Source organism: Arthrobacter methylotrophus (assembly GCF_039539965.1).
GTDB classification, from domain to species: Bacteria; Actinomycetota; Actinomycetes; order Actinomycetales; family Micrococcaceae; genus Arthrobacter; species Arthrobacter methylotrophus.
The window spans coordinates 2,221,717-2,245,138 of the sequence record NZ_BAABED010000001.1 but is presented as its reverse complement, the minus strand read 5'-3'; the positions used below and the strand labels follow the sequence as shown (position 1 = coordinate 2,245,138).

22 protein-coding genes are annotated in these 23,422 nt (G+C 63.9%); 1 reads left to right on the top strand and 21 read right to left on the bottom strand.

The genetic code is table 11. From position 1 onward, the window contains the following. Positions 1–70 precede the first annotated feature (70 nt). The 21 genes from pyrF to ABD884_RS11815 all read right to left on the bottom strand — a co-directional run bounded on the left by pyrF (position 71) and on the right by ABD884_RS11815 (position 22,687). Entirely contained in the window at positions 71–940 is an 870-nt protein-coding gene (pyrF, locus tag ABD884_RS11915) for an orotidine-5'-phosphate decarboxylase (protein ID WP_345045985.1), read from the bottom strand. Then, a complete protein-coding gene (gene carB, locus ABD884_RS11910) occupies positions 933–4,253 on the bottom strand; it encodes a carbamoyl-phosphate synthase large subunit (RefSeq protein ID WP_345045984.1) in 3,321 nt (1,106 codons plus the stop codon). Before carB ends, pyrF begins: the two co-directional genes overlap by 8 nt. Next, a complete protein-coding gene (carA, locus tag ABD884_RS11905) occupies positions 4,253–5,539 on the bottom strand; it encodes a glutamine-hydrolyzing carbamoyl-phosphate synthase small subunit (RefSeq protein WP_345045983.1) in 1,287 nt (428 codons plus the stop codon). Before carA ends, carB begins: the two co-directional genes overlap by 1 nt. Beyond that, positions 5,520–6,038, bottom strand: coding sequence for a PH-like domain-containing protein (locus tag ABD884_RS11900; protein WP_345045982.1), 519 nt, complete (start codon positions 6,036–6,038; stop codon positions 5,520–5,522). The genes carA and ABD884_RS11900 overlap by 20 nt, the downstream gene beginning before the upstream one ends. Beyond that, the gene (locus tag ABD884_RS11895; protein ID WP_345045981.1) at positions 6,038–7,399 is read right to left on the bottom strand and encodes a dihydroorotase; all 1,362 of its coding nucleotides are present in this window, start codon (positions 7,397–7,399) and stop codon (positions 6,038–6,040) included. Before ABD884_RS11895 ends, ABD884_RS11900 begins: the two co-directional genes overlap by 1 nt. Beyond that, complete coding sequence (locus ABD884_RS11890) at positions 7,399–8,412, bottom strand: aspartate carbamoyltransferase catalytic subunit (protein ID WP_345045980.1); 1,014 nt, start codon at positions 8,410–8,412, stop codon at positions 7,399–7,401. The genes ABD884_RS11895 and ABD884_RS11890 overlap by 1 nt, the downstream gene beginning before the upstream one ends. Continuing rightward, positions 8,409–8,990 carry a bifunctional pyr operon transcriptional regulator/uracil phosphoribosyltransferase PyrR gene (gene pyrR, locus ABD884_RS11885; RefSeq protein WP_028267134.1) on the bottom strand — a complete coding sequence of 194 codons (582 nt, stop codon included), beginning with the start codon at positions 8,988–8,990 and terminating at the stop codon, positions 8,409–8,411. Before pyrR ends, ABD884_RS11890 begins: the two co-directional genes overlap by 4 nt. A gap of 230 nt (positions 8,991–9,220) precedes the next feature. Then, on the bottom strand, positions 9,221–9,631 hold the full coding sequence (nusB, locus tag ABD884_RS11880) for a transcription antitermination factor NusB (RefSeq protein WP_028267135.1): 411 nt from the start codon (positions 9,629–9,631) through the stop codon (positions 9,221–9,223). Continuing rightward, a complete protein-coding gene (gene efp / locus ABD884_RS11875; RefSeq protein ID WP_028267136.1) occupies positions 9,631–10,194 on the bottom strand; it encodes an elongation factor P in 564 nt (187 codons plus the stop codon). The genes nusB and efp overlap by 1 nt, the downstream gene beginning before the upstream one ends. 191 nt (positions 10,195–10,385) lie before the next feature. Continuing rightward, positions 10,386–10,907 carry a tetratricopeptide repeat protein gene (locus tag ABD884_RS11870; RefSeq protein ID WP_345045979.1) on the bottom strand — a complete coding sequence of 174 codons (522 nt, stop codon included), beginning with the start codon at positions 10,905–10,907 and terminating at the stop codon, positions 10,386–10,388. Continuing rightward, entirely contained in the window at positions 10,904–11,995 is a 1,092-nt protein-coding gene (gene aroB / locus ABD884_RS11865) for a 3-dehydroquinate synthase (RefSeq protein ID WP_028267138.1), read from the bottom strand. Before aroB ends, ABD884_RS11870 begins: the two co-directional genes overlap by 4 nt. Further along, on the bottom strand, positions 11,992–12,558 hold the full coding sequence (locus ABD884_RS11860) for a shikimate kinase (protein ID WP_376954931.1): 567 nt from the start codon (positions 12,556–12,558) through the stop codon (positions 11,992–11,994). Before ABD884_RS11860 ends, aroB begins: the two co-directional genes overlap by 4 nt. Beyond that, the gene (gene aroC / locus ABD884_RS11855) at positions 12,558–13,757 is read right to left on the bottom strand and encodes a chorismate synthase (RefSeq protein ID WP_345045978.1); all 1,200 of its coding nucleotides are present in this window, start codon (positions 13,755–13,757) and stop codon (positions 12,558–12,560) included. Before aroC ends, ABD884_RS11860 begins: the two co-directional genes overlap by 1 nt. Before the next feature lie 26 nt (positions 13,758–13,783). Continuing rightward, positions 13,784–14,638, bottom strand: coding sequence for a shikimate dehydrogenase (locus tag ABD884_RS11850; protein WP_345045975.1), 855 nt, complete (start codon positions 14,636–14,638; stop codon positions 13,784–13,786). Beyond that, on the bottom strand, positions 14,635–16,218 hold the full coding sequence (gene mltG / locus ABD884_RS11845) for an endolytic transglycosylase MltG (protein ID WP_345045971.1): 1,584 nt from the start codon (positions 16,216–16,218) through the stop codon (positions 14,635–14,637). Before mltG ends, ABD884_RS11850 begins: the two co-directional genes overlap by 4 nt. Next, entirely contained in the window at positions 16,215–16,805 is a 591-nt protein-coding gene (gene ruvX / locus ABD884_RS11840; protein WP_345045967.1) for a Holliday junction resolvase RuvX, read from the bottom strand. The genes mltG and ruvX overlap by 4 nt, the downstream gene beginning before the upstream one ends. Positions 16,806–16,807: 2 nt before the next feature. Then, complete coding sequence (alaS, locus tag ABD884_RS11835; RefSeq protein ID WP_345045963.1) at positions 16,808–19,486, bottom strand: alanine--tRNA ligase; 2,679 nt, start codon at positions 19,484–19,486, stop codon at positions 16,808–16,810. A 135-nt stretch (positions 19,487–19,621) separates the two neighbouring features. After that, complete coding sequence (locus ABD884_RS11830; RefSeq protein WP_345054749.1) at positions 19,622–19,834, bottom strand: hypothetical protein; 213 nt, start codon at positions 19,832–19,834, stop codon at positions 19,622–19,624. Positions 19,835–19,892: 58 nt separating this feature from the next. Beyond that, on the bottom strand, positions 19,893–20,267 hold the full coding sequence (locus tag ABD884_RS11825; protein WP_345045961.1) for a DUF948 domain-containing protein: 375 nt from the start codon (positions 20,265–20,267) through the stop codon (positions 19,893–19,895). 159 nt (positions 20,268–20,426) lie between these two features. After that, positions 20,427–21,047 (bottom strand): 30S ribosomal protein S4, encoded by a 621-nt coding sequence (rpsD, locus tag ABD884_RS11820; protein ID WP_028267147.1) that lies wholly within the window; start codon positions 21,045–21,047, stop codon positions 20,427–20,429. A 170-nt stretch (positions 21,048–21,217) separates the two neighbouring features. Further along, positions 21,218–22,687, bottom strand: a complete 1,470-nt coding sequence (locus tag ABD884_RS11815) for a replication-associated recombination protein A (protein WP_345045953.1) — start codon at positions 22,685–22,687, stop codon at positions 21,218–21,220. 41 nt (positions 22,688–22,728) lie between these two features. Here ABD884_RS11815 and ABD884_RS11810 point away from each other — a divergent pair, with 41 nt between their 5' ends. Then, entirely contained in the window at positions 22,729–23,406 is a 678-nt protein-coding gene (locus ABD884_RS11810) for an acVLRF1 family peptidyl-tRNA hydrolase (RefSeq protein WP_345045950.1), read from the top strand. The last annotated feature ends 16 nt before the right edge of the window (positions 23,407–23,422 follow it).

The following is a 23,422-nucleotide window of genomic DNA, read 5'->3' as shown; positions in this document are numbered from 1 at the left end:
TTTGGACTGATCCCGAAGCTACCGCCTGCTCCGTGCAGAGCGCAATGCACCAGACCCACCAAGATTGCGCTCAGGCTTGCAACAAGCCGTCACGGGTGGCCTCGGTGGCCGAGCGCAGTCCGGAAATCGTCGGACCTGCGGCGAGGATTCCACGGCTCGACGTCGCAAGGACCGCCGGATACGCGTCACCGAAGGTGGCACGCAAATCTGCCGGGGTAGCTCCTTGGGCACCCAGGCCCGGAGCCAGGATGGGTCCGTGAACGGCATTGAGGTCCAATCCAAGTTCCGTGAGTGCTACGCCGATCGTGGCACCTACCACGAGCCCGACCGATCCCAGACCCCCAGGGCCCACGGTTCCGGCATAGCGGCGGTTCTCATCGGCCGCAGCCTCGACGATCCGCCGGGCCACGGACTCGGAACCGCCAACATGCTGCACTGACTTGCCCTCGGGGTTGGACGTCAAGGCGAGCACAAAAACCCCACGGCCATACTCGGCTGCGAGATCCAGCGCGGGCCGCAGTGACTCGAATCCCAGGTAGGGGCTCAGGGTGACGGAGTCCGCTGCCAAGGCCGATCCGTCACGCAGCCAAGCGTCGGCATAGGCAGCCATCGTGGAGCCGATGTCTCCGCGTTTGGCATCGGCGATGCTCAACACTCCGGCGTCGGATGCCGCCGCGAGGGTCCGTTCCAGGACAGCCATGCCTGCCGAACCGTGACGCTCGTAAAGCGCCACTTGCGGCTTGACCGCGGCAGCGAGGACCGCCACGGCCTCCACCACCGTGAGCGAAAAACGCTCCAGCCCGGCGACGTCGTCGTTCAATCCCCAGTCCGCCAGGAGAGCCGGGTGGGGGTCGATACCGACACACAGGGGGCCGCGTGCGGCCATGGCGGCAGCCAGCCGCGAGCCGAACGGCTGCCGGGCTGCGGCAGACTCAGGCATTGACGGCCTCGGTGGCTGCCTTTTGCGACGCAAGCAGCGCCGCGGCATGCTCCTGCAGGCTGGTCACCGACCATTCGTAGGTGCGCTGCGCCTCGATTGCCTGCACCGCCGCATTGAACTCCGCCACCGTGGTGATGCAGGGGATGCCGATGGACGTAGCAGCCGCCCGGAGTTCGTAGCCGTCGCTGCGGGCTTCGCCTCCGGAGGGGGTGTTGAAGACCATGTCGATCTCGCCGGCAATGATGAGGTCTGCGATGGTGCCTTCGCCTTCGGCGCTGCTGCCTTCTGCGACCTTGCGGACCGGGGTGGCCTGGATGCCGTTGCGGCGCAGGACATCCGCGGTGCCACCCGTGGAGACAATCTCGAAGCCGAGATCGGACAGGCGCTTGACGCCCATGATGACCGAACGCTTGTCCCGGTTGGCCACCGAGACGAAGATCTTTCCTTCGGTGGGCAGCGCGTTGTTAGCCGCTGCCTGGCTCTTGGCGAAGGCGGTGTCGAAGTGCTTGTCGATGCCCATGACTTCGCCGGTCGAGCGCATTTCAGGGCCAAGCAGTGAGTCCACCACTTTGCCCTCAGGCGTCCGGAAACGGCTGAAGGGCAGCACGGCTTCCTTCACTGACACGGGCGCGTCCAGCGGAAGATTGGAGCCGTCACCCGTTTCCGGCAACATCTTGTAGGCACTGCGCAACTGGTTGATCGTGACGCCGGTACCGATCAGGGCAGCGGCCTTGGCCATTTGCACGCCCGTTGCCTTGGAGACGAACGGCACGGTGCGGGAAGCCCGCGGGTTGGCTTCAAGCACGTACAGAACGTCGGAGGCCAGCGCGAACTGGATGTTGATGAGGCCGCGCACGCCGACGCCTTCCGCGATGGCCCGGGTAGCCGTGCGCACGCGTTCGATGACGTTGTTGCCGAGGGTGATCGGGGGCAACACGCAAGCGGAGTCACCGGAGTGGATGCCGGCTTCCTCGATGTGCTCCATGATCCCGCCGAGGTACATGTCCGTACCGTCGAAGAGCGCGTCCACATCGATTTCGACGGCGTCCTCCAGAAAGCGATCGATCAGCACCGGGTGATCCGGCGTGATTTCCGTGGCATTGGCGATGTAGCGCGACAGGTTGGGCTCGTCATAGACGATTTCCATTCCGCGGCCGCCAAGCACGTAGGACGGGCGGACCAGGACGGGGTAGCCGATTTCGTCAGCGATCTTCTTCGCATCCTCGAAGGACACCGCGGTGCCGTTCTTCGGGGCGATCAGGCCGGCACGGTCCAGCACGAGGGAGAACATGCCGCGGTGTTCGGCGAGGTCGATCGCTTCGGGCGAGGTGCCCAGGATCGGCACGCCTGCATCCGCCAACTGCTGTGCGAGCTTGAGCGGGGTCTGGCCGCCGAGCTGCACGAACACGCCCATGACACCGCCGGTCCGCTCCTCTGCCGCGATGACCTCGAGAACGTCCTCCAGGGTCAGCGGTTCGAAGTAGAGGCGAGTGGAGACGTCGTAGTCCGTGGAGACAGTCTCCGGGTTGCAGTTGACCATGACGGTCTCGTAGCCGGCCTTGCGCAGCGCCATGGAGGCGTGGACGCAGGAGTAATCGAACTCGATGCCCTGACCGATGCGGTTGGGACCGGAACCCAGAATGATAATGGACGGCTTGGAGTGCAGGCCAACCTCGTCCTCTTCGTCGTACGCCGAATAGTGGTAAGGGGTGTACGCGGCGAATTCAGCGGCACAAGTGTCCACGGTCTTGTAGACCGGGCGGATGCCGAGGGCCTGGCGGACGCCGCGGACCACAGCTTCCGGATTGTGGGTCAAGAGACCGATCTGCTCGTCCGAGAAGCCATGGCGCTTGGCGTGGCGCAACATGTCTTCGGTCAGGGCGCCGGCCGAACGGATCTCCTGGGACGTTTCGTTGAGCAGCTGGAGCTGGTCCAGGAACCACGGATCGATCTTCGTGGCGGCGTAAAGGTCTTCCACCGAAGCACCACCGAGCAAGGCGCGCTGGACCTGATAGAGGCGGTCCGTCGTCGGGCGCTTTGACTTTTCGATCAGCTCCGGGACTTCCCATTCGGGCACGTGGCTGAAGTCCAGCTGCGAGCCCTTCTGCTCCAAGGAGCGGAGGGCCTTCTGCAAGGCTTCCGTGAAGTTTCGGCCCATGGCCATCGCTTCGCCCACGGATTTCATGGTGGTGGTCAACGTGTTGTCCGCGGCCGGGAACTTTTCGAACGCGAAGCGCGGAACCTTGACGACGACGTAGTCGAGCGTCGGCTCGAAGCTCGCCGGAGTCTTCTGGGTGATGTCGTTCGGGATCTCATCGAGGGTGTAGCCAAGGGAGAGCTTGGTAGCGATCTTTGCGATCGCGAAGCCCGTAGCCTTGGAGGCCAGCGCCGAGGAACGCGAAACGCGCGGGTTCATTTCGATGACGACCACACGGCCAGTGTCCGGTTCGATGGCGAACTGGATATTGCAACCGCCAGTGTCGACGCCGACTTCGCGGATCACGGCGATGGAGATGTCCCGCAGCCGCTGGTACTCGCGGTCAGTCAAGGTCAGCGCCGGAGCAACGGTGATCGAGTCGCCCGTGTGGACGCCTACCGGGTCGAAGTTCTCGATGGAGCAGACAACAACGACGTTGTCGTTCTTGTCCCGCATCATCTCAAGCTCGTATTCCTTCCAGCCGAGGATGCTTTCTTCCAGCAGGACCTCGGACGTGGGGCTGTACTGCAGGCCTTGGCCCACGATGCGGCGCAGGTCCTCCTCGTTGTACGCCAGTCCCGAGCCCAAGCCGCCCATCGTGAAGGACGGGCGGACAACCATGGGGTAGCCGAGGTCTTCCGCCGCAGTCAGTGCCTCATCCATCGTGTGGATGATATGGCTGCGGGCCGACTCGGCACCGCAGCGTTCCACCACGCCCTTGAATTTTTCGCGGTCTTCGCCAAGTTCGATTGCAGCAATGTTGGCGCCGATGAGTTCGACCTTGTACTTCTCGAGTACACCGTTCTTGTCCAAGGCGATGGCGGTGTTGAGGGCCGTTTGGCCGCCCAGGGTGGGCAGGATCGCGTCCGGGCGTTCCTTGGCGATGATCTTCTCGACCACCTCGGGAGTGATGGGCTCGATGTAGGTGGCATCGGCGAACTCGGGGTCGGTCATGATAGTGGCCGGGTTGGAGTTCACGAGGATGACGCGCAGGCCCTCCTCTTTGAGCACGCGCAGCGCCTGGGTTCCGGAGTAGTCGAATTCAGCCGCCTGGCCGATGACGATCGGGCCGGAACCGATGACCAGGACGCTCTTGAGATCTGTACGCTTTGGCATTACTTGGTGTCCTCGTTCTTCGCGGAGTTCGATGTCTGAGTGTCGGCTGCCTGCACGGTCTGGCTGTTCTTCGTGCTCTCCATCAGCTCGATGAAGCGGTCAAAGAGGTACGCGGCGTCGTGCGGTCCGGCGGCGGCTTCGGGATGGTACTGGACCGAGAAGGCCGGGATGTCGAGGCACGCAAGTCCCTCGACGACGTCGTCGTTGAGACTGACGTGGCTGACCTCGACGCGGCCAAAGCGCTCTTCCGGAGCCAGGGTGGCGCCGTCCATGGGTGCATCGACGGCGAAGCCGTGGTTCTGCGAAGTGATTTCGACTTTCCCGGTGCGGCGGTCCATCACCGGCTGGTTGATACCGCGGTGGCCGTACTTGAGCTTGTAGGTGCCGAATCCGAGAGCCCGGCCCAGGATCTGGTTGCCGAAGCAGATTCCGAAGTATGGCAGTTTCTCGTCAAGCACCGAACGGAGCAGCTTCACCTGGGCGTCGGCGGTGGCAGGGTCGCCAGGACCGTTGGACATGAAGAAGCCGTCCGGATTGACTGCCTTGACGTCTTCCAGCGTGGCGGTGGCTGGCAGCACGTGGACGCGAACGCCACGTTCAGCGAAGCGGGTGGGAGTCATGGCTTTGATGCCAAGGTCGATCGCGGCGATGCTGAACTTCGCTTCGCCCGTCCAGCCGTGGTCTGCGGGTTCCACGACATACGCTTTATCGATGCTTACTTCCTCGGCCAGGCGGGCGCCTTCCATCGGGGCGCTAGCGAGGACCGTGTCCAGGAGCTCCTTATCAGTGGCGTTGGCTGCCTCGCCGGAGAAGATTCCCGCGCGCATGGTCTTGTGCTCGCGCAAGTGCCGGGTAATGGCGCGGGTGTCCACGGCCTGGATGCCGACGATGCCTTGTTCAACCAGTTCAGAGTCGAGAGATCGCTCAGAACGCCAGTTCGAGGGGCGGCGTGCGGCGTCGCGGACCACATAGCCGGCCACCCAAATGCGGCGGGACTCGGCGTCTTCCTTGTTCACACCGGTGTTCCCAATGTGCGGAGCCGTCTGGACCACCAATTGGCGGGCGTAAGAGGGGTCCGTGATGGTTTCCTGGTACCCGGTCATGCCTGTAGCGAAGACCGCCTCGCCTAGGGCGACGCCCGTGGCGCCATAGCTGCGGCCGCGGAACGTGCGGCCGTCTTCGAGCACCAGCACCGCTGCGGTGGATTCTACGGGGGTGGTATTGCCTGTCACTGTGCCTTCTACTGCATTGCTATCCGTCACTTTGTTACTTTCCACTATCGGCATCTGCCTGGGGGGCTGCAGAAATCAAATCTTCAAGCGCTTCGAGGAGCGGCTGCTTGTCTGAGGCGTGCCTGGTCCTGAATCCGGTATCGAGCTCACGTTCCCCGAGCATCCAGCTCAAGACCACGAGTCCGTCCTTTTCTACAAACTTGCCGGCCATTCCGTTGGCACTATGGCAATCGGACACGGCGCCCGCCGGAACGAACAATGGTCCTGTCCCGGTGCGGTCGAACAAGACGCCTTCCGGATGGACACTCACTTCCGCGTTCCCACGGAAGCCCAGCCCGTGGACGGCGATCCGGTCGAGCCAGTCTCCCGCCGTCGTCGTGGCCACATACTGTCCCTCCGTCACAAGCACCGCTGGACTGAGTAGTTCGGGCACATCCGGAAGTTGCCCGAGGCTGGCCTGCCGTTTGAGCCGGCTGCGCCAGCCTTTCGCTATGAGCCCCGCGGCAAGCGCAGCTAGGACGACGACAATGAGCAAGGATGCGATCTTGTCCATCAGTTGCTGCTGCCTGTGCCGGAAGAATCCGCGGCGTAGCGGTATGGCGTGTTGAGCTTGCCATCCAGTACGGTCGGGTGGCCCTTGAAGAACGTGGCTACGACGGCGCCCGGCAGCTCCCTGCCCGCAAAGGGTGAGTTCCGGCCCATTGTCGCCATCTTATGTGGATCCACTGTCCAGCGGGCAGCCGGGTCCACGAGGATCACATTGGCGGGTTCACCGGCCTCGAGCGGACGTCCTTGGTCAGTCACGCGGCCAATGGCGGCGGGCACCGTGGACGTGACGCGGGCGAAGTCGGCCCACGTCATGAGCCCGGTTTCGATCATGGTTTCCTGGACTACCGACAGGGCGGTCTCCAGTCCCGTCATGCCCATGGCTGCCTGGGCCCATTCACATTCCTTGTGCTCGCTCGGATGCGGAGCGTGGTCCGTTCCGACGACGTCGATGGTGCCGTCGGCCAGCCCGGCTCGGAGCGCCTGGACGTCCGCATCGGTGCGGAGCGGCGGGTTGACCTTGTAGACGGGGTCGTAGCTGCGGACCAGCTCATCGGTGAGCAGCAAGTGGTGGGGCGTGACCTCGGCGGTGACGTTGATGCCGCGTTCCTTGGCCCAGCGGACGATCTCCACGGATCCTGCCGTGGAAACGTGGCAGACGTGCAGGCGGGACCCCACATGCTGGGCGAGCAGAACATCGCGGGCGATGATGCTCTCCTCGGCCACTGCAGGCCACCCTGCAAGGCCGAGCACCGCGGAGACAGTGCCCTCGTTCATCTGTGCTCCGGCAGTAAGGCGGGGTTCCTGCGCATGTTGGGCGACAACGCCGTCGAACGCCTTCACATACTCCAGGGCCCGGCGCATGAGCACGGGATCGTGCACGCAGATGCCGTCGTCGGAGAAGACCCGGACCTGGGCGCGCGAGTCTGCCATGGCGCCGAGCTCGGCAAGCTGCTCGCCGGCAAGTCCCACTGTGACCGCACCTACCGGACGGACATCCACCCAGCCCGAGGCGCGGCCCAAGCTGTGGACCTGCTCGACGACGCCGGCAGTGTCGGCCACCGGGTTGCTGTTGGCCATGGCGTGTACGGCTGTGTAGCCGCCAAGGGCTGCGGCGCGCGTCCCCGTTTCAACCGTTTCGGCGTCTTCGCGACCGGGCTCGCGCAAGTGGGTGTGGATGTCGACCATGCCGGGAAGTGCCACGAGGCCAGCGGCTTCGATGACGGTGGCGCCTTCGGCGGAAAGGCCCGTGCCACGCTCGGCGATAACTCCTTCGCGGATCAACAGGTCTTCGGCGCCGCCGCCCAGGATGGCCGCGCCGCGGATCAGATAGGTGCCGCTTGCTGTACCTGGTGCGGTCTCGGTCATCAGTTGTTCTCCTTGTCGGAACGGGCGGTGCCCGGCGGGCTGGCGGCTTCACGGGAATCCCCCGAAAGCAGCAAGTACAGGGCGGCCATCCGGACGGATACACCGTTGCGAACCTGGGCCAGCACGGTGGAGCGGGGTGAATCGGCGGCGGCGGACGAAATCTCCAGTCCGCGGTTCATGGGGCCGGGGTGCATGATGATGGTGTCCTTGAGGCCGAGGTCGTCGAGCGCGCGCAGGCGCGCATCGTCGAAGCCCCAGCGGCGCGAATACTCGCGCGTGGAGGGAAAGAAGGATGCGTTCATGCGCTCACCCTGGACGCGCAGCATCATCATCGCGTCCACACCGGCCTCAAGTGTCTCGTCGAGGTTGTAACTGACCTTGCACGGCCAATGCTCGACGCCGATCGGCAGCAAGGTGGGCGGGGCCACCAATGTTACTTCCGCGCCGAGCGTGCGCAGCAGCCACACGTTCGAACGGGCGACGCGGGAGTGCAGGACGTCACCCGCGATCGCTACGCGCATGCCCGCGAGATCGGCGCCAGTGGACGCCGAGCCCTTGAGTTTGGCCCAATGCCGACGCATCGTAAACGCATCCAGGAGAGCCTGCGTGGGGTGTTCATGGGTGCCGTCCCCGGCGTTGATGACCGCGGCGTCGATCCAGTCAGTGGACGCCAGGCGGTGCGGCGCCCCGGACGCCCAGTGACGGATGACCACGGCATCGGCCCCCATGGCTGCGAGGGTCTGCGCGGTGTCTTTGAGCGACTCGCCCTTGGACACCGACGAACCCTTGGCGGCAAAGTTGATGACGTCGGCAGAAAGCCGCTTTGCCGCCGCCTCGAAGGAAATGCGGGTGCGGGTGGAGTCCTCGAAGAAGAGGTTGACCACGGTCCGGCCACGCAAGGCGGGCAGCTTCTTGACCTCCCGGTCCCCCACTGCAGCCATCTCTTCCGCGGTGTCCAGGATCCGGATAGCGTCGCCCGCGCTGAGGTTCTCGGTGGAGAGTAAATGTTTCACGCGCCGGCCTCGATGACTACTTCATTGATGGGCCGGCCATCCACCGAATCGATTTCCTCGAGGTGGACCCGGACCTTTTCCGAGGAAGACGTTGGCAGGTTCTTGCCTACGTGGTCCGCGCGGATGGGGAGTTCGCGGTGGCCGCGGTCAACCAGGACTGCAAGGCGGACGATGCGCGGCCTGCCAAGATCGATGATGGCGTCGAGGGCGGCCCGGATGGTACGGCCTGAGTACAGGACGTCATCGATCAGGACAACAACCTTGTTGTCGATGCCGGACAACGGCAGTCTCGTGGGATAAGGCGGCCTGGCGGGCTGGTGTGAAAGATCGTCACGGAACATGGTGACGTCCAGCTGGCCGACAATGGCCGAGGCATTGACGGACGGATCTGCGGAGGCGATCTTGTCTGCCAGCCGCACGGCCAGCGGATAGCCGCGGCGTGGGATGCCTAAAAGAACCAAATCCTGGGAGCCCTTGTTGGCTTCGAGGATCTCGTGGGCGATACGAGTGAGAGCACGGTCGATATCCGCATGGTTGAGGACAACCCGGGACGGCACCGGTGCAGTGACTTCAGTCAACGCTCGTCTCCCCTTTCCCCGCCTCACGGGACGGAATTAAAAAAGGAACATTTGCCCTTCAAAATTACCACAGGGGCGACGCCGGTCCGACGCGCCCGGGGGCGCCGAGGATGCGTTTTAGCTCACATGCGCCGGCATTGGCGGAGTTCCCATCACGGCCGGCGCAAAACGCAGGGCCGGTGCCCACAGTTTCCTGCGGCCACCGGCCCTGCGTGTGCTTTCTGCGCCGCCTAGGCGAGCAGGGAAGGCTTCAGCGTCTGCAGGCGGCCGAGGAGGCCATTGATGAACGCGGGCGATTCGTCGGTGGACATGGTCTTGGCCAGTGCCACGGCTTCGCTGACCGCGACACCGTCCGGGACGTCGTCGTTGTAGAGAAGTTCCCAAGCGCCGATACGCAAGATGATGCGGTCAACGGCGGGCATCCGCTCCAAGGTCCAGCCTTGCGCGTAGGTCTGCAGGAATTCGTCGATAGTGGGCTGCATGGAAACCACGCCCTCCACGATGTCCGTTGTGTACGGGTTGACCACGAGATCGGTCATTTCCCTGCGGGCCTTCAAGACCTCGAACGCGGAGGCGGAACGCTGCTCCGCTTCGAACAGTACTTCGAGGGCCCTTGTGCGGGCCTTGCCACGGGCGCTCACTAGTCGTTGACCCGGCCCAGGTAGCTGCCGTCGCGGGTGTCGACCTTGACCTTGGTGTTGTTCTCAACGAACAGGGGCACCTGGATCTCGTAGCCGGTCTCAAGAGTGGCCGGCTTGGTTCCGGCGGAGGAGCGGTCGCCCTGCAGGCCCGGCTCGGTGTACGTGATTTCGAGGACCACGCTCGGGGGTAGTTCAATGTAGAGCGGGGTGCCCTCGTGGATGGCGATGTTGACCATCTGGTTTTCCAACATGAAGTTGGTGGCATCGCCAACCGTGGCACCGGAAACGGTGATCTGGTCGAAGTCCTGGGTATCCATGAAGACGAAATCTGCACCGTCCTGGTACAAGTACTGGTAATCGCGGCGATCCACCGTGGCGGTTTCAATCTTGAGGCCGGCGTTGAAGGTCTTGTCCACCACCTTGCCCGACATAACGTTGCGCATCTTGGTCCGCACGAACGCGCCGCCCTTGCCCGGCTTGACGTGCTGGAACTCAATGATGTTCCAGAGCTGGCCCTCGAGCTTCAGCACCGTTCCGTTCTTGATGTCATTTGTGGTTGCCACTAGTATCCTCTGGTTTCTCTCACTGGTTCTAGCTACGCTCGCTGGGTTCCAGCCGATTATGCCAAGCAGGCATGCCTTGACGGCCGCCAGCGCGTATTTATCAAAAATCCAAAGACCATTCTACCGGCAAAAAGCACTCCGGCTGCAGCGGCCCATGTCCAAGCGGGAGATTGTCCAGGCGGCGAGCCCGCCTAGGACGCGAATTCGAGGACGTACCGGGCGCGCTGAAGGGCCACAGCAGAGGAATAGATCAGTGAAGCGTCGGCTGCCTGGGCGACGCGCAGGTTCAAGGCTTTGTTGAACGACTCCGCCGCGGCGACCGGATTTCCGGCTACGAAATACGCCCGCCCCAGATACTGCTGGACGATTGGCTCCCTGACGGTTCCGTGGACCTCCGCGAGGAGCTGGCGGAAGAGCTCCACGGCGCGGTCGAAGCGGCCCGTGGCGCGGTGCAGTTCGGCTTCGATAATCCGCAGATTGAAGCACTCGGGGGCGTTGTAACGGGCCTCCGCGAGCAACTCCGCAGCTTCACCCGGGTGTCCTTCGAGCATGAGGGCCATGATCCGGTCGGCTGGATCGGCGGACTCGGCCAACGCGGAATGCATGGCTTCCTCGTTGACGATGGCTGGCAGGAGCGTGTCCGGGTTGATGCGCACACCGGGAAAGCCGCCCGTGGGCCAATCGCTGATGCTGCTGAACGTTTCGGTCGTCATGATGCGATCTCCTGGTAGGCAGCGAAAAGGAGCGATGTGTCCGGAACGTCGAGGATTCCAGGCTTGGCCACGCCGTCGAGCACCACGAAACGCAGAAGGTCGCCGCGCGACTTCTTGTCACGACGCATTCCGTCGAGCAGGCCCTGCCAGCGGTCCCGGCGGTAGCTGACAGGCAACCCAAGTCCCTCGAGGATGGTGCGGTGCCGGTCGGCGTCGACCTCGGAAAGCCTACCGACGCTGCGGGCGAGCTCGGCCGCGAACATCATGCCCACAGAGACCGCTGCTCCATGGCGCCAGGAGTAGCGTTCCACGAGCTCGATCGCGTGGCCGAGGGTGTGGCCGTAGTTCAGGATTTCGCGCAGGCCGGATTCCTTGAGGTCTTCGGAAACCACTTTCGCCTTGACCGCAATGGCCCGTTCGATGAGCTCGCGGAGCACGGCCGAACCGGGGTCGGTGACCTCTTCCGGCTTGTTCTCGACGAGGTCCAAGATGGCGGGATCAGCAATGAAACCGCATTTGATGACCTCCGCCATTCCCGAAATCAACTCATTCTTGGGAAGCGTCTGAAGCGTGTCCAGGTCCGCCAAGACAGCTGCGGGCGGGTGGAAGGAACCCACCAAGTTCTTTCCTTCGGCCGTGTTGATGCCGGTCTTACCGCCCACGGAGGCGTCCACCATGCCGAGGAGGCTCGTGGGCATGTGGATGACTTTGACACCGCGCAGCCACGTGGCGGCGACGAAGCCAGCCAAATCGGTGACCGCACCGCCGCCGACCGCCACAATGGCGTCGGAGCGGGTGAAGTCATTCTGGCCAAGCACCTGCCAGCAGAAAGCGGCAACCTGGATATGCTTGCCTTCTTCAGCATCTGGGATCTCGGCCGTGACGGCGGTGAATCCGGAAGCCTCCAGCTCAGCGCGGACCGTGTCGCCCGTAAGGCGCAGGGCCCGTGGATGGACCACCAGGACGCGCTTGACGCGCTCCCCCAGCTTCGCGGGAAGGGTCTCCAAGAGGCCTCGTCCGATGACGACGTCGTAATTCTCGTTGGCCGACTGGCCAGTGACCTTGATGACAGTTGCTTCGTTACTCACTTTTGCACTTCCTCTTTCAAGGCCGCGTATTCACGCAGTCCTTCCTCCACGTCGAGCGCGATTTCCGCCACGGTTCCAGTCCGGACGTCGATGACGATATCTGCCAGGCGTTCGTAGACAGGGCGCCGGGCCGCAAAAAGGGTCTCCCATCGGGCCATCGCGTCGCCGGCAAGGAGCGGCCGGCCGGTGTTGCGGGCGATGCGTTCGGCGACAGTCCCGGCATCACATTCGAGGTAGACCACCGTGCAGTCACCCAACAGTTGTTGCGTGCCGGAGTCCAGTACCGCTCCGCCGCCAAGCGAGACAACCGCACCGCTGATGTTCGCGGCTTCAATGGCCCGCGCAACTGTCCTGGCCTCGATCTCCCGGAACGCGTGTTCTCCGCGACCCGCGAAAATATCGGCGATGGTTCCGTGGTGTTCAACAATGACGGCGTCGGTGTCCACGAACGGGACGCCCAATTGTTGCGAAAGCTGGTGCCCAATGACCGACTTGCCAACCGCCATCGGCCCCACCAGGGCAATCGCACGCCCGGCACTGGCGCCCGAGGTATTGGGGATCACTAGTGGCCGACCGAGTCCAGGGTTGCCGGGATGCTGTCCAGGTAACCCCGAAGGTTCCGGGCGGTTTCGGCGACCGAGTCCCCGCCGAACTTCTCAGCAACAGCTTCGGCGAGTACCAGGGCCACCATGGCTTCGGCCACGACGCCCGCAGCCGGGACGGCACAAACGTCGGAGCGCTGGTGATGGGCCTTGGCGGCTTCACCAGTGCTGACGTCGATGGTCTTGAGTGCGCGCGGGACGGTGGCGATGGGCTTCATGGCGGCGCGGACACGCAGGACTTCGCCGATGCTCATGCCGCCTTCAATGCCGCCGGCCCGATTGGTCTGGCGAACGATCCGGCCGGTGTCGTCCTTGACTATCTCATCGTGGGCGGCTGAGCCTCGGCGGGCGGCGGTGAGGAAGCCATCGCCCACTTCGACGCCCTTGATGGCTTGGATTCCCATCAGGGCAGCAGCCAGTCGGGAATCGAGGCGACGGTCCCAGTGCACGTAGCTGCCCAGTCCCGGGGGAAGTCCGTAGGCCAAAACCTCGACAACACCGCCGAGGGTCTCGCCTTCCTTGTGTGCCGCGTCAACCTCGGCCACCATGGCGTTCGAGGTCTCGCGGTCGAAGCAACGCAGAGGATCGGCGTCGAGCGCCAAAACGTCGGAGGGCACGGGCAGGGGACGGCCCTCAGGCACGGAGACGCTCGCAATGGAGACCGTGTGGCTGACGAGCTCGATGCCGAGCTGCTTCAGGAATTGGGAGGCAACAGTGCCCAACGCGACTCGTGTGGCGGTTTCCCGGGCGCTGGCCCGTTCCAGAACGGGGCGGGCCTCAGGAAACCCGTACTTCTGCATGCCTGTGAAGTCCGCGTGCCCCGGCCGCGGACGGGTCAGGGGCGCATTGCGTGCCTGGTCGGCAAGGAGCGCCGGGTCCACGGGGTCGGCAGACATGATCTGCTCCCATTTGGGCCATTCCGTGTTGCCGATCTGGATGGCGACGGGTCCGCCCTGTGTGACGCCGTGACGCACGCCGCCAAGGATGCTCACTTCGTCCTGCTCGAATTTCATCCGGGCGCCACGGCCATATCCGAGACGGCGGCGCGCCAAAGCGTCACGGATTTCCTCGCTGGTGAGTTCCACACCGGCGGGAACGCCTTCAACAATTCCGAGCAGTGCCGGGCCATGGGATTCACCGGCGGTCAACCAACGCAACATATATCCAATCCTGCCATGTAAGGCCCTTAGTAGACCCGCCGGGGAAGCCCGACTGAGTCACACATCACATCTATGACATCGGCCGTGACGTCAGCGCCGGAAAACAAACGGATTTGCTCCACGGCTTGATAGAGCAACATCTCGAGCCCAGGAACCACAACCCCACCCCGTGAATGCCATGCTTCGGCGATGCGGCTGGGCCACGGATCGTAGGCGACATCGAGCAGGACACCCGCCCCGCCGTCGGACAGCCTGCCGAGCTGCGCGGCAATGCTGTCTGCCGCCCGCGGGGGAAGGGTGGAGATCACCAGATCGGCGCCCGCCATCCCCTCGGCCGCCTCAGTCATGGGGCGGAGTTGAAGAGAGAGCCCGACGCCGGCAGCCGCGGCTTTCGCTTCGGCGGCACGTCCGGTGTCGCGCACGTAGACATCAACGTGGTGCGAACCGAGCTCCCGCAGCGCCGCGATGGCCGCGGCGGAAGTTCCGCCGCCGCCGAGAATAGCGGACTTCGGCTGCGCCCGGCCCCCTGCATTCCGGACAGCTTCCACGATGCCGGCCACATCCGTGTTGTGGCCAACCCGCCGCACACCGTGCGCTGTGGCTTCAAACGACACCGTATTGATGACACCCAGGTGCAAACCGGCCCCACGGACTTCGTCGACTTCGTCCACCATGGCGGTTTTGAGCGGCATGGTCACCGACAAGCCGCACCAATTGTCCCTGTCCTCAAGGTCCGCCATAAAGGCGTGCAGCCGCTCGACAGTGACGTCGATCGCTGAGTAGTAGATGTCGAGCCCCAGCTTCGCGTAAGCCGCACGGTGGAGCGCCGGAGACTTCGAGTGGCTGATCGGGTGCCCCAGGACGGCGGCACGTCTGCTCACACGCACCGTCCGGCGTTGGCGGCACACCATTGGTTGTATTGGTCAACGTACCTGAGGTGTTCCGCCAACGTGCTGGAGAACTTCGTCTCCTTGGTGTCCAGGTTGATGGTCACCCAGTAGAGGTAGTTGTTGGCTGTCGGCTTCGCTGCAGCATCGATTGCCGTCTTGCCGGGCGAGCCGATCGGGCCAACCGGCAGGCCCACATTGGCGTAGGTGTTGTAGGGGTTGCTCTTGTCGGCCTTCTCGGCATCGGTCAAGTGGAAGGTCTTGGTACCGAGGCCGTAGGTGACGGTTGCGTCGGACTGGATGAGGCCATTTGTCTCAGTGTTGCCCGGCTTGAGCCTGTTGTAGATGGCCCCGGCCACGTTCCCGTAGTCGGCCTGGCCGCCTTCAGCCTGGACGATGCTGGCGACCGTGATGATCTGGTACTGCCTGGCGGGATCAGTGACACCCTGCGCCTTGAGCTCATCGGTCGTAGCGGTGACGAGCTTCTGTAGGATGTCCTTCGCGGAGGTTCCGAGGGGGAAGCGGTACTCCCCCGGTGCCAGGAAGCCTTCGAGATTTTTTGCCGGGGCGGGGACGCCGAATTGGGCCGGCGAATCGCTGAGGGCCTTCAACTCGGAGACGGGGATACCCGAGCCCTTGGAGATAGCATCGAGCGACTCGCCGATGCGCAGCCCCGCACTCAGCGCGAAGTACATGACCTTGGAGGAATCCTTGCCGAGGAGCACATTCACTGCATCTGAGTTCTTCATTTCCGTGCGGAAAGTGAAATCGCCGGGTGAGAGTTCACCACCGGCAGCAGTGAACGCAGCAAGGAACGTGTCGGCGTTGGCAATGACGTGCTGGCTCTGGAGCGTGGTCGCGACCAGCTTGGGGCCGGAACCTGGGGCGACCGTCACGGTGACGGAACCAGTGCCCGGGCCGGGGTAGTCGCTGACCTTGTCCATCCCGAGAAGTGGCTTCAGGAACTGCGCCCCGATCGCGACCGCTGCTACGAACACTGTGAGGCTGAGCAGGAGCGCGACGAGGCGACGCCGCCTGCGGACTTTCTTCGACGGAGCCTTTGGCGCAGGCGTGGCGGACGCCATGAGTTCATGGGGGTCATGCGTGTCGTGGAGTTCGTAATCAAAGGCAGGATCGTGGTGCTCATAAACTTCGTCATGCGCATGTGGATCGTGGAACTCTGCACCATGCGCGTCCTCGTAGGCCGGAACAGCGGCGAAGTGCTCGACGTCGTGGGGCTCGGCAGTCTCCGGGTGCGCGTCTTCTGCGTGCTGAGCCGCTTCGGCCTGGAGAGGCAAGCTTTCGGAAGGAACGGATTCATCCTGGATTCCGTCGTCATGGAGCTCAGAGGCGTGGGAGGTCGCTTCCGAGTCGGCCGACGCGTAGTCCGGAACGTATGCCAGCTGTGGTTTCGGTACCGCTACAGGTTCAACGTGGACCGGCACGGGCGGTGGAAGTATTTCTTGGTTTTGGGTCTCCAGGAAGCGTTCCCTGGCACGGATTTCACGACGAGTCAGCTGCCGGGTGCGGTCTTCTGAAGCGTCGTTGGAGGGGTCGTTGTTGACCGGGCTCACGATTGTCTTCCCCTCGTTCGAGAGTGTGGATCAATGTCGGAGGATTGCAGCGGCGCCGTGGCACCGTCAACGTGTTGGAGCGGCAACGGCGCCTGCACGCGCCTGCCTACATCTGCACCTCTGGCTTTTTGCATGTCGATCGCGTGCTGCAGAATTCCGGCAGCGGCAACCTGATCCACCACTTTACGATGATCTTTGCTGCTCATGCCAGCTTCATGGAGATTGCGGTGAGCCGTCACGGTACTGAGCCGCTCGTCAACCAGGTTGACAGGAACGTCAAGTCCGCGCCGCTGCAAGTGGGCGGCGAGCAACTCGGCGTAGTCGCTGGCCATGACCGCGGACGCGTGTTCCTCACCCTTCATGGTTCGAGGCAGGCCGACGAAGATCTGGACGGCGCCGAGCTCGGCAGCCTGCCGGACAATGACCCCGATATCGGAATTCTTCTTGGCGTCCCGGCTCACGGTCTTGAACGGCGTAGCCAGGATCCCGTCGGGATCACAGATGGCAACGCCCACACGGACCGTGCCGACGTCTACCCCCAGCTTGGTTCCCCGCGGGTAGTCGTCGTTGCTCGCAATGGCCTCCAAGATCAGCGCTTGGCGATCGCGTCCACAACGGCCGCAAGGGCCGGTGCGATCTTCGAGGGGTCGGTTCCGCCGCCTTGGGCGACGTCGTCCTTGCCACCACCGCCGCCGCCGAGTATTCCTGCAGCCACCCGCACAAGGGCGCCTGCCTTGACGCCTGCTTCGCGGGCCGCTTCGTTCGTCGCCACGATGATCACGGGACGGTCGTTGCTGACACCCGCCACCGCCACGGTGGACGCGTCGGAGCCGAGCCGGTTGCGCAGGTCCATGGCGAGGCCGCGGAGGTCGTCCGCTCCCCCGACCTGGCCGGCGTCGTGCGCGATTACCCGAACACCGGCGGCATCCCGCGCTGTGGCAAAGAGGTTCGCCGCGGCTGCGGTCAGCTGTTCTTTCCGGAGGCGGTCAAGTTCTTTCTCGGTCGCCTTGAGTTTAGCCAGGGTGCTGGAGATCCGGTCCGCCAACTGGCCCGACGGAACCTTGAGCATCTCAGTGAGCTCTGTGACCAAGGCGCGCTCAGCAGCAAGGTGCCGGAAGGCGTCAAGGCCGACAAAGGCTTCCACGCGGCGGTTTCCCGAACCGACAGACTGTTCGCCGAGCAGCGAGAGGCTTCCGATGAGGGACGTGTTGGCCACATGGGTGCCACCGCAGAGTTCACGGGACCATGCGCCGTCGATCTCCACGACGCGAACCTCGCTGCCGTAGTTCTCTCCGAACAGGGCCATGGCGCCCAATGCCTTGGCCTCAGCGAGCCCCATGACTTTGGTGTCCACCCGGAAGTTGTTCCGGATAGCGATGTTTGAGACTTCTTCAATCTCGGACTTCGTGGCTGGACTCAGCCCCTCGCCCCAGGCGAAGTCGAAGCGCAGGTAGCCGGCCTTGTTGAAAGAACCACGCTGGGTGGCTTCCGGGCCAAGGATCTGGTGCAAGGCCGCGTGCACGATGTGGGTGCCGGTGTGCGCCTGTTCTGCAGCGTGGCGTCGCTCGCGGTCGACGGCGGCACGCACCAGGGCGTCCGAGGCGATCTCCCCTTCGCGGACGATCGCCTTGTGGACGCTCAGGCCCTTCACGGGGCGCTGGACGTCGAGAACCTCGACGACGAAGCCGTCGCCGGTGATAAGTCCCTTGTCGGCAGACTGGCCACCGGCCTCGGCGTAGAACGGAGTTTCGTTGAGCACGAGCTCGATTTCGTCGCCCGTGGAAGCGTGGGCGACGCGTTTTCCGGAACTGACGATGCCGCGGACGCGGGCTTCGCCTTCCAACTCGGTGTAGCCCGTGAAGACGGTCGCACCTTCTGCCAGGAGCTCCTGAAAGGCCGAGACATCGGCGTGCCCGCCCTTCTTGGACTTGGCGTCGGCCTGGGCGCGCTGACGCTGTTCCAGCATGAGGCTGCGGAATTCAGCCTCATCAACCTTCAGCCCGGCTTCCTCGGCCATTTCGAGAGTGAGATCGATCGGGAATCCGTACGTGTCATGGAGCGCGAAGGCATCTTCGCCGGACAACGGCTTACCGGCGGCTTTAGAGAGCACCACGGCTTCCTCCAGGCGCGCAGTACCTGAAGCGATGGTGCGGAGGAAAGCCCTCTCTTCGGCGTAGGCGATACGGCTGATGCGGTCGAAGTCGGTCTCCACCACCGGGTACACGCCTTTCATGGCGTCGCGTGATGCCGGAAGCAGCTGCGGGAGGCAGGCTTCTTCGACGCCGAGGAGGCGCATGGCACGGACGGCACGTCGGATGAGCCGGCGCAGCACGTAGCCGCGGCCCTCATTGGACGGGGACACGCCGTCGGAGATCAGCATAAGGGCCGAACGGATATGGTCGCCGACGACCCGCATGCGGACATCGTCCGTGTGGTGTGGATCGTCAGCGGACTCGGCGGAAGTGTATTCCTTGCCGGAGAGCGCTGCGGCCTTGTCGATGACCGGACGGACCTGGTCGGTCTCATACATGTTCTCGACGCCTTGCAGGATCATCGCGAGGCGCTCCATACCGAGGCCTGTGTCGATGTTCTTCTTGGGCAGTTCGCCCACGATGTCGAAGTCCACCTTTGAGCGGACGTTGTCGATCTGGTACTGCATGAACACCAGGTTCCAGATCTCCACATAGCGGTTCTCATCCGCGATGGGGCCGCCCTCGGCACCATAGGCAGGACCGCGGTCGTAGTAGATTTCCGAGCACGGACCGGCAGGTCCGGGCTGTCCCGTGGACCAATAATTGTCGGCCTTGCCCATGCGCTGGATGCGCTCGGCCGGGATGCCGGTGTTCTTCAGCCACAATTCCTGGGCTTCGTCGTCTTCTTCGTAGACAGTCACCCAGAGACGGTCGACGTCCAGTCCGTAGCCGCCGTCGTCGACGCTCTTGGTGAGCAGTTCGAAGGCGAACTTGATGGCGTCTTCCTTGAAATAGTCCCCGAAGGAGAAGTTGCCGCACATCTGGAAGAACGTGCCGTGGCGGGCAGTCTTGCCCACTTCCTCGATGTCCCCGGTGCGGATGCACTTCTGGACGCTCGTGGCGCGCTTGAAGGGCGGCTCTTCGCGGGCGGTCAGGTAAGGAATGAAGGGAACCATACCGGCCACAGTGAAAAGCAGGGAGGGGTCGCTGGATACGAGCGACGCGGAGGGCACGGCTGTGTGGCCCTTGCTGACAAAAAAGTCCACCCAGCGTTTGGTGATCTCCTGCGACTTCATTAGCTGATTACTTACCCTTCTCAATTCACTGCACATGAGTTTGTGCGCGGTTCTGGCATGTGCCATTGCCGCAGCTTCTAATTCTGCCCTGTTGACGGCCGCTTGGGCGAACCGCGGCAGCTTGTACCCCGGCTGCTAGCGCCTATCGGCGTCCGGCCCGTTGACGCCGAGTGCGGCCCGGAGCTCGCCCTCGCGTTCACTCATTCCGGCTCGCACGGCGTCGGCAAAGTCGTACACACCATCAGCCAGGCGAGTTACGGCGCGGTTCAGGCCGTCGGGTCCGATATTGGCCCGTGCTTCGGTGAACTTGCGGAAGGCGATGACACCGATTGCCATACCGATCCCCATCCAGACGATTCTTTTCACAATATTCCTGACGTACGAAGGCCGAGATTGACGAACGGATTCAGCGGCTGCGACGGCCGCTGCCCGGTTTGCGGCGGTTGGCAAAGGCCGAACGCACTCCGTAGCTGAACGCAGCCACCTTGATAAGGGGCGAACCGACCGTCGCTGCCACCAGCGAGGACAACGCCGAGATGTTGGCGGAGGCATCAGAGACGTTGGAGGTGATGCCATCCACCTTCTTCAGCTGCTGGTTCGTGGTGGAAACGGTCGCTGTGACTTCGTCCATCAGGGGCGTCGCTCCGTCGCTCAAAGAGCGGATGGAAGTGCGGACTTCGTCAAAGACGCGCCCAAGTTTGAGGATCGGCACAGCCAACAGCAGCACAAGGAGCGCGAAAACTCCGGCCGCGATCAGGCCTGCAATATCGCCACCAGTCATGGACACTCATCTCCTAGCATTTGTTGCGTAGCGGTGGACGCACGGTGCAGTTCTCCTTGCGGGTCTGCGCAAGCACCCCCGGCGTGGCTTCCCCAAGTACCTTACATACAAAGAAGCCCGCGGCGCGTGCCACGGGCTTCTTTGTATGCGCGCTGGAATTTAGCGAGCGTAGAATTCGACGACGAGCTGCTCTTCGCAGGTCACGGGGACCTCAGAGCGCTTCGGGCGGCGAACCAGGCGAGCCTGGAGGGCGTCGATCTTGACGTCCAGGTAAGCCGGAACGACGTTCAAGACGTGTGCGCCGGCAGCTGCAACCTGGAACGGAGCCATGACTTCGCTGCGGCTGTGAACGTGGATGAGCTGGCCTTCCGCAACGCGGAATGACGGGCGGTCCACGCGAATGCCATCAACAAGGATGTGGCGGTGCACAACCAGCTGGCGGGCCTGGGCGATGGTGCGGGCGAAGCCGGCACGCAGCACGAGGGCGTCGAGACGCATTTCGAGCAGCTCGATCAGGTTCTCACCGGTCAGGCCCTTGGTGCGGCGTGCTTCTTCGAAGGCACGGGTCATCTGGGCTTCGCGGATGCCGTACTGGGCGCGCAGACGCTGCTTTTCGCGCAGACGTACAGCGTAGTCAGAGTCCTGCTTCTTGCGGGCACGGCCATGCTCACCGGGGCCGTACGGACGGCGCTCCATGTACTTGGCGGCCTTGGGAGTCAGAGCGATGCCGAGTGCACGCGAAAGACGTGCGGTACGGCGAGCACGAGTGTTGTTAGCCACTTGTGTCCTTCCAATATCTGCGGTGTGTCAGTGTTACTGGCCTCCATGAGGGAGAGCATCGGCCAACCGCTGCCTTTTGCTACGGGGCGCAGGGCACAACATCAGAAGCTACGTTCTGAAGGATTGTGCCTCCGTGCCTTGCCAGACAAGCATCTAGCCTACCATGACGGCTAAGTGCCCCGGATGATCCTGCGTAGTCGCTCAAGCCTGGGAGCAATGTCCCGTTCCGCGCCGTTCGCTGTGGGCTCGTAATAGTCCCTGCCCACCAAATCATCCGGAGCATATTGCTGGGTGGCAACGCCGTGCGGGGCATCATGGGCGTATTGGTAGCCCTGTCCATGGCCAAGTCCCTTCGCGCCCTGGTAGTGGGCGTCGCGCAGGTGCGCCGGAATCCCGATTCCCATGCCGGCGCGCACATCGGCGACGGCCTTGTTGATGCCCATGTAAGCGGCGTTGGACTTGGGCGCCGTTGCCAAATGCACCACGGCTTCGGCGAGGATGATCCGGCCCTCGGGCATGCCGATGAGTTGTACGGCCTGGGCAGCGGCGACGGCGGTCTGTAGTGCCGTGGGATCTGCCATTCCGATGTCCTCGGCCGCAGAGATAACGATGCGGCGGGCCACGAAGCGCGGATCCTCGCCTGCTTCGAGCATACGGGCCAGGTAGTGGAGGGCCGCGTCGACGTCGGAGCCGCGGATCGACTTGATAAACGCGCTGGCGACGTCGTAGTGCTGGTCGCCCGCCCGGTCGTATCGAACTGCGGCCACATCCAGGGCCCGCTCCGTATGGCGGAGCTCGACGCGCACTGGAAGCTCCGGAGCGTCGTCGCCCGCCAGTCTTGCCTCTTCGGACGCGTCTTCGGAAGCGTCGCCGCCGTCGTTGGTGCGGTCTCCGTAGGCCACCCCGGCAGCGGCCTCAAGGGCCGTGAGCGCACGGCGGGCATCTCCACCGGACAACCGGACCAAATGCTCGAGGGCTTCGGGCGTGAGCTGCACTCCCCCGGCCAAGCCGCGGGCATCGGCAACAGCCCTTTGCAGAAGCCCTTCGATGTCACCGCCCGTGAGCGGCTTGAGAGTAAGCAGCAATGACCGCGACAGCAGCGGCGAAACCACCGAGAACGAGGGGTTTTCCGTGGTGGCTGCGACCAGCACCACCCAGCCCTTCTCGACTCCGGGAAGCAGGGCGTCCTGTTGGGCTTTGTTGAAGCGGTGGATCTCATCGAGGAACAGCACGGTGGTGGTCCGGTAAAGATCCCGTGCAGTCAACGCATTTTCCATGACGAGCCGGACATCCTTGACACCGGCGGTGATGGCGGACAATTCCACGAACTTCCTGCCCGGTCCGCGGGCGATGACGTGTGCCAGCGTTGTCTTTCCTGTTCCTGGCGGTCCCCACAGGATGACTGAGCTGGGACCGGCGGGGCCGGCGGCGTCAGCTCCGGCGGCGAGCTGCCGCAAGGGCGACCCGTGGCCCAGCAAATGCTGCTGGCCCACGACGTCGTCCAGCGTTCGCGGCCTCATCCGGACGGCCAGGGGGCTGCGCGGCGACGCCGTGCGCCCTGCCCCGGAACGGTCCGGGTCCGTCGCCCGGCTGCCGGCGTCGTCGTCGTTGTCCGCGCCGGCACCAAAGAGATCTTCCACATGGATAGGCTACTCATGATTCCAGTTAAGGAGACATCGACGTGCAGATCCGGCCATCTGGTCCCAGCGGAAAGCAACCATCGGCGGCGTCCCGCACCGCGTTCATCCCTGCCCCGCGCCTCACCGGCTGGGTGGAACGCTTCGCCGCGAGCCATGGCGCTGTTGAGGAAGAGCCCAACGACGGCGGTACCCTCCTGCGGGCGGCTGATGGCGCCACGGCGCTACTGACAGCCCCCTGGCCCGTCGATGGAAGGCCCGGCAAGGGATCCACCACGGTTGAGCGTTTGGCGTCGCTTGCTTCACAGGAAAGGCGGCTCGGCATCATTCTGGTTCGCCGGGGCGGCTATGCCGTAGGGGTCGTGAGCGGCGGGAGAGTGTCTGCGTCCAAATCGGGTTCCCGTTACGTTCAGTCGCGGTCCGCAGCGGGGGGATCCTCGCAGCAGCGGTTTGCCCGGCGGCGCGAGAACCAGGCCAACGCGCTGACGGAAGCTGTGGCCGGATATGCCGCTGGTGTGTTCGCTGGGCACAGCATTGAATACTTGGTCCTGGGCGGTGACGCAGCGCTGTCCGTGGCGGTCGTGGAGGAAGCGGCGTTGAGGGAATACGCCTCGCGGAAAAGGCTCGCGTTCCTGGCGGTTGCCGATCCCAACGCCACCGTGCTCCGCAGGGCTGCGGCAGATGCATGCGCCGTGCAGATACAGGTCACGGACCCGCTGTAGCGAACCGCAGCGCAAC